The organism is Solilutibacter pythonis, from assembly GCF_003697345.1.
GTDB classification, from domain to species: Bacteria; Pseudomonadota; Gammaproteobacteria; order Xanthomonadales; family Xanthomonadaceae; genus Solilutibacter; species Solilutibacter pythonis.
On sequence record NZ_RFLY01000040.1, the window covers coordinates 1 to 2819 of the forward strand.

General features: G+C 64.0%; 1 protein-coding gene. It reads right to left on the bottom strand.

Annotation, left to right across the window (positions count from 1 at the left end; translation table 11 throughout):
- The coding region (locus tag EBB59_RS13110; protein WP_245979334.1) for a condensation domain-containing protein at positions 1-2819 on the bottom strand (2819 nt) is incomplete at both ends.

A 2819-nucleotide genomic window follows, 5' to 3' on the forward strand; every position in this document is an offset into this window, starting at 1 on the left:
TGGTGTCGTCGGCGAGCGACAGGCGCGGCGTCTCGGCCGGGCTCTGCGATGGCAACGGCGGCAGTGCCTGCGGCGAAGCCAACGAGGGCAGTTGTGCGAGCACGAAGGCCAGATCGTCCAGGAGTTGTTCGACCAGCCAGGCGTCGATACGACTACGGTCGAGCGAGACCTGCATGTGGAGCCGATGGCCTTCGGCGACCATTGCGAGCGTCAGCGGATAGTGAGTCAAATCGGCGCTGTCGTGCTCGCGCATGCGAAGACCACTATCGGAAGTGGTCGTTGCGGCTGGGTAGTTCTCCAACACGAGCAACGTGTCGAGCAACGCAGTGCCGCCCGGCAATCCGGACAGCGCTTGCACTCGCGCCAATGGCAAGTGTTCGTAAGTACGCGCGGTTTGTCCATGACGATGCAGTTCTGTCAACCAGTCTCCCAGGTTGGCGCTGGGCGTGATCCGTATCCGCAGCGGCAACGTATTGATGAAGACACCGAGGATGCGTTCGACTTCCGGCAGTTCCGCCGGACGACCCGAACTGGTGAGGCCGATGATGAAGTCATCGCGACCGTAGTAGCGATGTAACACCAACGCCAATGCGCCTTGCAACACAGTGCCCACGGTGACGTGATGGCTTGCGGCCAATGCCACGACATCGGAGAGTTCCAGATCGCGTCGCAACTGGACGAAGCCGGGCTGCGGGTTCTGCACTTCCGGCAACCGGGCAGGCGTGTCGATTCCGGCGAGTTCGTTACGCCACCATGCCTCCGCTTCGCTGCTGTCCTGGCGTTGCAACCAGCCGAGGTATTCGCGGTAGGCAGGCGGAGGCGGAAGCACCGGCATGTGGCCGTTCGCAAGTGCGTGATAGACGGCCAGCACTTCCTGGATCAGCAAAGCCGAACTCCAGCCATCGACGATCAGGTGGTGCCGCGTCCAGACCACGATGTGCCGCTGCGCGTTGCAGCGCAGTAGTCGCACCCGCATCAGCGGCGGTTGGTCAAGATCGAAAGGCTCGTGGCGGTCTTCGTGCTGGGCGGTTGTCAACGCAGCAGTAATGGTCGCTTCATCGCTTCCTTGCAGATCGACTTCGCGCACGGCCAGCGCGGCTGCGTTGCGCACAAGTTGCAGCGGCCGCTCCAGGCCGTCCCAGACAAAGCCGGTGCGCAGGATGGCGTGACGTGCGATGACTTGTCGCCAAGCCTGCGCAAACGCGGCCGAGTCGAACGCACCTTCCAGTGTCACCGTGGTCTGGTTGACATACACCGCCTCGTCTTGTGCATCGATCGCATGGAACAGCAGCCCCTCCTGTAGCGGCGATGCCGGATAAACGTCTTCCAGGTCGGAATAGTGGCGAGCCAGCCGCGCGAATGCGCGCTCATCCAGCCCGGCCAGCGGCACCTCGCCATGAGTGATGCGCTCGGCATGCGTGGCACCAAGATCCAGCAGCACGGCCAGCGCGTCGAGATAGCGCTCGCTCAGCTTTGCGATGACGTCACGGGCAACCGCTTCGCGCGGCCAGGTCCAATCGATGCCGAGTTCACCATCCACCACCAGGGCGCCCACATCCAGCAGATGGCGGCGCGGCGTTTCCGGATCTCGACTGCCGCCGTCGAAGCCGTCGGCAAAGCGCCAGGAGTTGCTTTCGCCACCTGTACGTACCTGGCCGAGATAGTTGAAGCACACCTGCGCCGCCGGCACTTCGCGCAATTCGCCGTGCAGGTAGCGCAGCACGCCGTAACCCAGGCCGCGATCGGGAATGGCGCGTAATTGATCCTTCACCGCCGCCAGTGCGGCCTCTGGCGTTGAATCATCAGGTAGCCGCAGGAACGCCGGGTAACGTGTGGTGAACCACCCGACCACACCGGACAGGTCGAGGCCCGAATCCAATGGTTCGCGGCCGTGGCCTTCCAGTTCGATCGATACGCGGCGATCGCCGCACAGCGACGCCAATGCGATCGCCAGTGCAGCCAGCAGCAGTTCTTGCGGTTGAGTGCGGAATGCACGCGGGCCATCGCCAAGCAGGCGAGCGGTCGTTTCGCGGTCGAGCCGGGTGTGGAGCGTGTCGCTGTCGCATTCGCGATTACGGCACGCTTTGAAGGGTAACGGGGCGAACGGTTCGCCAGCATCGAATTGCGACCAGTAGTCGCGCCACTGTTGGAGCCGCCGCGGTTCCAGACCCTCGGTCAGGAAGCGCTGCCAGTGGGCGAACGTGGCGCCGGGTGCGGACAGCACAGGCGTCTGGCCTTGAACGCAGGCGCGATACGCCTGCTGTAAATCGTCCAGCAACTGGCGCCAAGACACGCCATCGACCACCAGGTGATGGGCGACCAACAACAGGCGGCCTTCCGATACGTCTGGTTCGCTCAGGTAAAGGGCGCGGAACACCGGTCCATGCCGCAGGTCGAGACTACGCTGCCACTGCGTCATTCGCTGCGCGTGCTCGGCGCATGGCAGATCTTCGTGGGCAAACTGCTGTGGGTTCCATTCGCCGATACGTTGCTGCCAATGGGTGCGCTTATCGCGGGCGAAGCGGGCTCGCAACATCGGATGTCGCTCGACCACGGCGTGCACGGCAGCGGCCAGCGCGCCCGGATCGAGACGTTCGGGAACGCGCACACAGACCGACATATTCCAATGTTGCGGCGCGGCCAAGTCCTGTTCAAAGAACCAATGCTGGATCGGGGTCAGCCCGAACGATGCGGCGGGGTCGCCAGGCGTGTCCGCCGCCGGTGTCGACGCCTCTTCGTCGTCCCTCGCCAACTGCGCGCTCAACCCCGCCAGCGTAGGATGCTCGAACAACAACTGCGGTGTCACCGCCAGACCCGCC